This window comes from Nonomuraea sp. NPDC049709 (genome assembly GCF_040674815.1).
Lineage (GTDB): Bacteria > Actinomycetota > Actinomycetes > Streptosporangiales > Streptosporangiaceae > Nonomuraea.
The window spans coordinates 79930-87140 of sequence record NZ_JBFANM010000052.1 but is presented as its reverse complement, the minus strand read 5'-3'; the positions used below and the strand labels follow the sequence as shown (position 1 = coordinate 87140).

The following is a 7211-nucleotide window of genomic DNA, read 5'->3' as shown; positions in this document are numbered from 1 at the left end:
GGCGACCATTGCGGTGGCAGGAGCAATCCGAGGACTGGTTCCGGGACCAGATGGCCCGCCACGGCATGCCCGCTGCGGGGATCGACGATTACGTCACCTTGCTCACCGCGAGAGTCGGCAAGCCCACAGAGGTCCTGCCGACGGTCGAACAGGTCACCGGCCGACCGCCCTTCACCTACGCACAGTGGGTCGCCGACCACGCCGCCGCCTTCGGCGCAGCGCCGGCCTGACGGATAGGCGGCACCTGCCGGCCTTCGCGCATGTCCCGAGGACGAGCCCGGCGGCACCAGCCGACTGTCAACCGAAGCCGTCTCTCATCGACAAAGTCAGGGCTTGGCATGTCGCCGCGGTGCCCGGTATTTCCACTGGTCGCACGCGTTATGAGCGTCCTTTGACCGTGGCGGGAACGCTATTGACATTCTCCGCGCGCGAAATCTGTCCGCCATCCCCGGAACCGCGTCGGCCGCCCCAACAACCCCCGCCACCAGCGAATTCAGCATGGAACGTGCTCAGTCGACAGGGTTATCCAGCCATTGACCGTCCCGCATGACGGTGCGCCCGACGAATTCGTGAAGGCCGTTCCAGACCTGGATGCGCCGGGGGTGCAGGCGTAGGTAGACGAACGTGCCCTCCGGGTAGGTACGGGGGTCTGTTGAGACTTTGGCGTAGTGCTCGGCGATACCGGTGCCGATGTCGGGGACATCCACGAGCGACGCACTAGTGTCGATCATGATGACGTTCGCGGTGTCGCCGAGAGCGACTCGCGCTTGTGGGTGTCCTTTGACATTGGCGACGGTACGGCTCTTAACAAAAGTCGCGGTATACAGGGCTGAGCCGTCCCAGGTATAGGCCACGGGGATCAGATGCGCACCATGGCCGTCGCTGCCGGTGGCCAGCCACATCTGGAAGCCGGTTTCGAGCCGGTCTCGAGCATGGGCCCGCCGCTCGGCCAGGCCGCGCCGGATCGGGATCGTGGCGAGTTCTTCGTTGGCGTGCACGATGATTCCCCCTGCATATGGGTGTGAGTTCTCCTCCCCTGCCGGGAGGCCATACCTCTTGGACGAACGGCGCTGCGTGCACATCGACACATCGCCGGGCCCGATCCGGAGCACTGCGCTACCGCGCCCCGACACCGCCGACGGAGGCCGACATCTGGCGGGCCTACCAGATCGAGCTGGGCGAACGCGGCGAGCCGCACCACGATCCGTGGGGATCCAATCCCTTCGAGCGCCGCTGAACTGCACCGCTTCCATAGCCGCGACCAGACCCAAACGAGTGTGCAGTTTCCTGTACACGCTGGCGCCACTGATCGTTCCATTACTCCCCGAGGGCCGGGACGCCATAGAAACGCGGCCCCGGATGCGTCTAAACAGGGCGAGACCCCCGTCCCGAGGAGACTCGTGCATCCAGACCAGCAACGTGACTTCGCCGACTTCGTGGCCGCCCGCTCGGACAGCCTGATCCGGCTCGCGTACGTCCTCACCGACGACCAGCACGCCGCCGAGGACCTCCTGCAGACCGCGCTCGCCAAGACGGCCGGCCACTGGCGGAGGATCCGCGGCAACCCGGAGGCGTACGTGCGGCGGGTGATGTACCACGAACAGGTCGGCCGGTGGCGGAGTCCGCGATGGGGACGCGAGCGCATGGTGGCCGCGGTGCCCGAGCGGGCGGCCGGCGACCGTACCGCCGAGGTCGAGACCCGCATCACTCTCGACCAGGCGTTACGCGCGCTGCCCGCGCGCAAGCGGGCCGTGCTGGTGCTGCGCTACTACGAGGACCTCCCCGAGTCGGAGGTGGCCAAGATCATGGGTTGCTCGGTCGGCACCGTACGCAGCCAGACGCATCAGGCGATCGCCCGGCTCCGTGAGCTGGTCGGCGAACCCGTCACCCTGGAGGCCTGACATGACGACCGTGAACGAGCGCACCATCGCCGAGGAGCTGCGCCGCATGGCCGGCGAGGCCCGCCCGGTGAACGCCACGGCCTACGCCGCCCGCGCGACCGCCCGATCGGCGCGCCGCCGCCGCCTGTCGTGGTCCCTCGCCGCCACCGCCGCGCTGACCGCCGGGCTCGGCTTCGTCGTCCTCCTCAACGGGCCGCAGATGACCGCGAAGGTCGCCGAGCCGCCGGTCCGCGAGCTGCCGCCGAACACCCCCGAGCAGCTCAAGCTGGTCGGCGACTGCATGCCCGCCGGCGGCCCGTCCGTTAACGTCAACCCCAACTGGCGCGACCCGGCGCACGGCACAGTGGCGGACTTCCGCGTGCTAGCGGAATTCCGGGACAAGTACGGCGTCACCGCCCTGGTCGGCAGCGCCAAGGGCTTCGTCCTGTGCACGCCGAGCAAAGACACGCCCGACCCTCCTGTGTTCACCTACTGGGGCGACAAGGCCCCGGGGAACCTCGCCGGGTTCCCCGGGAAGCTCAGCGTGGACGTGTACGAGGTGACCTACTGGTCCGGCAAGGGCGCGTCATACGACAACTACGCGAACGTCGTCGCCGGCCGGGTCGCCCCCGACGTGCGGCGCGTGTCGATCGGCTGGTCGGGCGGAGGACGGGTGAACGCCGTCGTGGCCAACGGCTTCTTCATCGGCAGGAGGCCCACCAAGTCCGTGCCCGTCAAGAACAAACCCAAGGACCAACCGGGCGCGCCCACGAGCGTTCTCGACACCCCTCCCGTCACCGTGACCGCCTACGACGCGGCCGGCCGGATCATGAACCGGCAGCAGAACATCAAGTACGGCTGGCGCGGTCCAGGACGTCCCGGATGAGCGGGACCATCTCGCCGAGGTTGGTCTCCAGCGCGGGCGGCCAGATGATCGGGCAGGTCGCCGGCGGGCGACCAGCAGTGCTGCCCGCTGGAACGGGCAGGAGATGTCGTTGATGACGGGCATCACCAGGTCGAGCTCGTGGTCGGAGATGAAGCGCGGGATGCGCTGCGGTAGCTTGGGCGCGTCCCGGGAGGTGATGGGCGCATAGCCGGGGACATCGTCGTACTCCCAGGCGGCAGTGTCACGGAACATCTGCGACAACCCAGAGATGCGCTGGATCCGGGTGACCGCGCCCAGCGGCCTGCCAGTCTTGTCCGTCGCCGCCTCGGCGAGGGACTCGATCCAGCCCAGGCAGTGTGCCTGTCAAGGACGAGGACGTGGCCCGGCTGTCCCCGCTGGGCCACGCCCACCTCAACGTCCTGGGCCGCTACGCGATCGCTTCGTCAGCCCCGGACAAGGGCCTGCGGCCGCTCGGAGCGGCGGCGCTGTCCCAGGACGCTTCTTCCGTCGTCGTGGATGAAGACGGCGTCTAAACCTGGAGTGATCTCGGCGGTCGGTACTCAAAGGATCATCGCGATGGCCGTTCGGCTACATCACCGGGTTCGGTGCTTCTTGTCGCGTTCTTCGACCAGTTTGGTGAAGTCCGAGTGGGAGGCGGCGAACTTCGTGATGCCCTTCTTCGGGTCGATCGTCACGTAGAAGAGCCAAGGGCCGGAGGCCGGCTTCAACGCGGCCCTGATGGCCTCGTCCCCCGGGTTGCCAATGGGGCCGGGCGGCAGGCCGAAACGCCTGTAGGTGTTGTACGGCGACTGGCTCTTGAGGTCCTCGATCACTGCGCTGGCACCGTACTTGCCCAGGCCGTACAAGACCGTGCTGTCCACCTGTAGCCGCATCTTCCGGTTCAGCCGGTTGTATATGACCCGGGCGATCTTGGGCATGTCCTCGTCCCTGCCCGCTTCGGCCTGGACGATGCTGGCGATGGTCAGGATCTCCAGCGGCGTTCTGCCGGCACGCCTGGCGCCGTCGACCAGGTTGGTGTCCTCGGCGGCCTGCCCGAACCGGGCCACCATCGCCCTAAGGATCTCGCCCGGGCTCATGGTGGGGGAGAGCTCATAGGTGCCGGGGAAGGCGAACCCTTCGAGTATCCCCTTGGCATAGGGCGGCAGGCCGAGCACCGTAGCGTCCTTGGCGGCCTTCTCGAACTCCGCCACCGGCCTGCCGGTGAGCGACGACAGCACCTTGAAGAGCTGCGAGAGCCGCATCCCTTCCACCACGGTCACGGTGACGGCCGGTCGGCGCTCGGGGGCCAGGTGCGGGACGGCGTTCTGTTGCCCGGCAACATCACTGGGGGCCTGCGACGACATCCCCTGCACCACGACTGTGGATCCGACGGCCAGCGCGGCGACGGCCGACGCCGCCACCAGGGCCAGGCCGCGGCGGCGGGGTCGGCGCTCGCGGACCTGGAGGTACCGACCCGGCGCGGGTGGCCGCTCTTCCTCGGCCATGTCGGCGAGGGTCTCACGCAGCAGGTTCTCGATGTTCATCCGAACTCCCTCACGGTGGTCAGTTCAGGTGCCGTTTTCTTCAGACGTTCCAGCGAGCGGTAGATCTGGCTGCGTACCGACCCCACCCTGACGCCGAGCAGTCGCGCGATCTCGGTCTCGGAGAGGTCCTCGAAGTAGCGCAGCACGAGCATGGTCCGCTGCCGGGGTGTAAGCCGGGCGAGGGCCGCGCGCATCACCATGCGAAGGTCCACACCGTCGGCGTGCCCGTCACCGATCTGGTCGGGCAGCCATCCGGTGGACACCTCCGCGACGCGTGAGCGTCGCCGCCACCAGCTCACCTGCTCGTGGTACATGACACGGCGGACGTATCCCTCGATGGCGACCGGATCGCGCAGACTGCGCCACTTTGCGACCGTCTTGACAAGGGCCGACTGCACCAGGTCCTCGGCGGCGTGCCGGTCACCGGTCAGCAGGTACGCGGTACGGAACAACGCCCCCGATCGGTCGGCGACGAAGTGCCGGAAGGCCGCCTCAAATCCTGGATCCACCCAATCCTCCTCGTGATGCTCACAGCCAAGGACGCGGGCAGCACCTCGATCTATGCCGGCACGATCGAGGTTTCTCACTCGGCTCTATTCAGCGCTCCTTTGGGCTCATGGCGCCGACCCGAGTCGGCGCAATGACGCTGCGACCCGCCGCCCTGCCTTCGCATCGACTTTCTGGATGGAGGTTTCTGGCCGGAGTTGCCCCAGCTCGATAGGGTGTCCGAAAAGGTGGACGTTTCTGGACATCGCCGGGAAGGGTGGCTGATGACCGTCTGGGCGTACGCACGAGTCTCGACGCGTGACCAGAACCCGCAGCTCCAGTTCGACGCCCTGGCGGCCAGCGGCTACGACGAACTGGTCATAGAAAAGGAGTCGGGCAATCGCGGTGTCGCGCGACCGGCGTGGGAGGCGCTCCTGGCGCTGCCCCAGGCGGGCGACACGCTGAAGTTCTGGAAGTCCGACCGGTGGGGCCGCTCGGCGGGGCACGTGCTGACCACCGTCAACGAGCTCCGCGACCGCGGCATCACCGTGGTGTCACTGACGGAGAACTTCGATCTGGCCACCAAGGAAGGCCGGTTCAAGTTCGCGGTCCTGGCCGCAGCCGCCGAATACGAGCTGGAGCTGCGCGCCGGGCGCCAGGCCGAGGGAATCGCCGCCGCCAAGCGCCGCGAAGCCACCGGCGCCATGCTGCCCGGCAAGAAGAAGACCGGCCGTCCCCACGTCATCGGCCCCGCCGAACTGGCCACACTACGCCGCCTGGTCGACGACGGCGTCTCGATCACCGAGGCTGCCCGCACCCTCAAAATCGGCCGCTCCACCGCCTACGCGGCACTCGCGGGACGCTGACCAGCAGCTACCCCACCCGTATCCCGCTTCTGCCCTTCGACCCCCTTGCAAGATCGTTCTCATCGATAACTGCTGTCCGCTGGTTCCTCAACCCCGGGATGGAACCCGGACTACCGTAGTGCGTCACTGGGCTACTGCCTCGATGAGGCGATGTGGGGCCACGGCTTCGCGACGGAGGCCGCGCACGCGTTGCTGCGGTGGGCATTCGACACACTGGACCTGAATCGTGTTCAGTCCGAGACCGTTACGCGCAACGTGGCATCTGCCCGGGTTCTGGAGAAGATCGGATTCGTACGTGAAGGGACGTTGCGGGAAGACTGCATCGTAAACGGCGAGGTGTCCGACTCATGGGTGTTCGGGTTGATTAGGCGAGAGTGGCAGCCGCCGGCTGTGCCGATTCAAGCCTGCTAAAAGCTCCGAATCACCTCATTGTGTCAGGAGCTCTTAGGCCGGGTGGCCGGTTGGAGCTCACGCGACGGCGTCGCGCTGCGCGACTACGTGCGTAGGGTCAACATCGGTTCGCACGCGGAGGTACCGGACGGCGTGCCGGTGTCTTCCCGCGTCGGTGGCTATGTCCGCCAGGATTTCGACCACCACCTTGGGCTGGACCTGCGTGTAGCTGATGGGGTCGCGCTCGCCGTAAGGGCTCGATGCCCAGCCCGGCGGCAGGGTCGCCGGCCACGGATGTCCATGGTGCGCGGGAGTGAGCAGGGGCGCGATCTCGGCCGCGGCCTGTGCGGAGAGCTGGGTGGTGCGGCCTACGACGCGCAGCCGTCCCGTCTGGTCGTAGCGGCCGAGGAGCAGGCCGCTGGGCCGCCGCGGCGAGCCGACGAACCCCCCGACAATTGCGTCGCAGCTCGTCCTCCGCTTGAGTTTCTGCCAACCCCGGGTGCCGCCGGTGTAGGTCGAGCGGGTCGGCTTGATGACCAGGCCCTCCACGCCGACCGCGTGCAGCGAGTCGTACCAGATGCGGGCCTCGGCCTCGTCGAGCGTCTGCATTCCGAGGGCGAGAACGCCGGCGGCCGGGATCGACGCGAACAACTCCTCCAGCAGCGCCCGACGTTCGCAGAGCGGGAGGCTGGTCACGTCCCGGCCGCGCAGCCGCAGCAGGTCGAAGGCCGCGAAGTGGACAGGCTCTTCGCGTGCAAGGGCAGCGGCACGGCGGTGTCCGGCCACGTTGCGACGGTGCAGGGAGGAGAAGTCGAGGCGGCCGGAGGGCGACCAGCGGACGATCTCCCCGTCCAGGACCGATCCTGCGGGCAGGTGCTCGAACGCGGCCCACGTCACCTCGGGGAAGGTCTCGTTGAGGCGGGCGCCGCGCCGGGACTGCACGTGGACACCGCGGTCGGAGTCGATGATGGCCAGCGCGCGGAATCCGTCCAGCTTGGGCTCGAACGCCCATGTGCCCGGCCGCCCCGGAGGGAAGCTGTCCACACTCGTCGCCAGCATGGGCTCAATCGGGGTCCGCAGCCGGGTTCGGGCGTGTTTACGCTGGTCGGAAGGCATGGCCATGGGCCGGTTTCTATCGGCCAGCCGAACAGGACAAAAC

9 protein-coding genes and 1 pseudogene are annotated in these 7211 nt (G+C 68.0%); 6 read left to right on the top strand and 4 right to left on the bottom strand.

Annotated features, from left to right (window positions below):
* A pseudogene (locus tag AB0J69_RS40680) lies at positions 1–230 on the top strand (nucleoside-diphosphate sugar epimerase); the annotation flags it as partial.
* Positions 231–509: 279 nt separating this feature from the next.
* Here the strand turns inward: AB0J69_RS40680 and AB0J69_RS40675 are convergent.
* Positions 510–998: a hypothetical protein gene (locus tag AB0J69_RS40675; protein ID WP_364129219.1), complete on the bottom strand. Its 489-nt coding sequence runs from the start codon at positions 996–998 to the stop codon at positions 510–512.
* A gap of 402 nt (positions 999–1400) precedes the next feature.
* Between AB0J69_RS40675 and AB0J69_RS40670 the strand changes: the two genes are divergently transcribed.
* The 3 genes from AB0J69_RS40670 to AB0J69_RS40660 all read left to right on the top strand — a co-directional run bounded on the left by AB0J69_RS40670 (position 1401) and on the right by AB0J69_RS40660 (position 3299).
* Positions 1401–1901 carry a SigE family RNA polymerase sigma factor gene (locus AB0J69_RS40670; RefSeq protein ID WP_364129215.1) on the top strand — a complete coding sequence of 167 codons (501 nt, stop codon included), beginning with the start codon at positions 1401–1403 and terminating at the stop codon, positions 1899–1901.
* 1 nt (position 1902) lies between these two features.
* Positions 1903–2766, top strand: a complete 864-nt coding sequence (locus AB0J69_RS40665) for a hypothetical protein (RefSeq protein WP_364129212.1) — start codon at positions 1903–1905, stop codon at positions 2764–2766.
* Between the two features lie 356 nt (positions 2767–3122).
* Positions 3123–3299: a hypothetical protein gene (locus AB0J69_RS40660; protein ID WP_364129209.1), complete on the top strand. Its 177-nt coding sequence runs from the start codon at positions 3123–3125 to the stop codon at positions 3297–3299.
* Between the two features lie 60 nt (positions 3300–3359).
* On the opposite strand, the gene mltG is transcribed toward AB0J69_RS40660, so the two are convergent.
* Together mltG and AB0J69_RS40650 are read right to left on the bottom strand one after the other, a co-directional pair.
* Positions 3360–4310 (bottom strand): endolytic transglycosylase MltG, encoded by a 951-nt coding sequence (gene mltG, locus AB0J69_RS40655; protein WP_364129206.1) that lies wholly within the window; start codon positions 4308–4310, stop codon positions 3360–3362.
* Positions 4307–4819 (bottom strand): SigE family RNA polymerase sigma factor, encoded by a 513-nt coding sequence (locus AB0J69_RS40650; RefSeq protein WP_364129203.1) that lies wholly within the window; start codon positions 4817–4819, stop codon positions 4307–4309. Before AB0J69_RS40650 ends, mltG begins: the two co-directional genes overlap by 4 nt.
* Before the next feature lie 261 nt (positions 4820–5080).
* On the opposite strand from AB0J69_RS40650, the gene AB0J69_RS40645 reads away from it, so the two are divergent.
* Positions 5081–5662, top strand: a complete 582-nt coding sequence (locus tag AB0J69_RS40645) for a recombinase family protein (RefSeq protein WP_364129200.1) — start codon at positions 5081–5083, stop codon at positions 5660–5662.
* 69 nt (positions 5663–5731) lie between these two features.
* On the top strand, positions 5732–6073 hold the full coding sequence (locus AB0J69_RS40640; protein ID WP_364129230.1) for a GNAT family protein: 342 nt from the start codon (positions 5732–5734) through the stop codon (positions 6071–6073).
* A gap of 57 nt (positions 6074–6130) precedes the next feature.
* Here the strand turns inward: AB0J69_RS40640 and AB0J69_RS40635 are convergent, their stop codons facing one another.
* Positions 6131–7111 (bottom strand): RNA ligase family protein, encoded by a 981-nt coding sequence (locus AB0J69_RS40635; RefSeq protein WP_364129197.1) that lies wholly within the window; start codon positions 7109–7111, stop codon positions 6131–6133.
* Positions 7112–7211 lie beyond the last annotated feature (100 nt).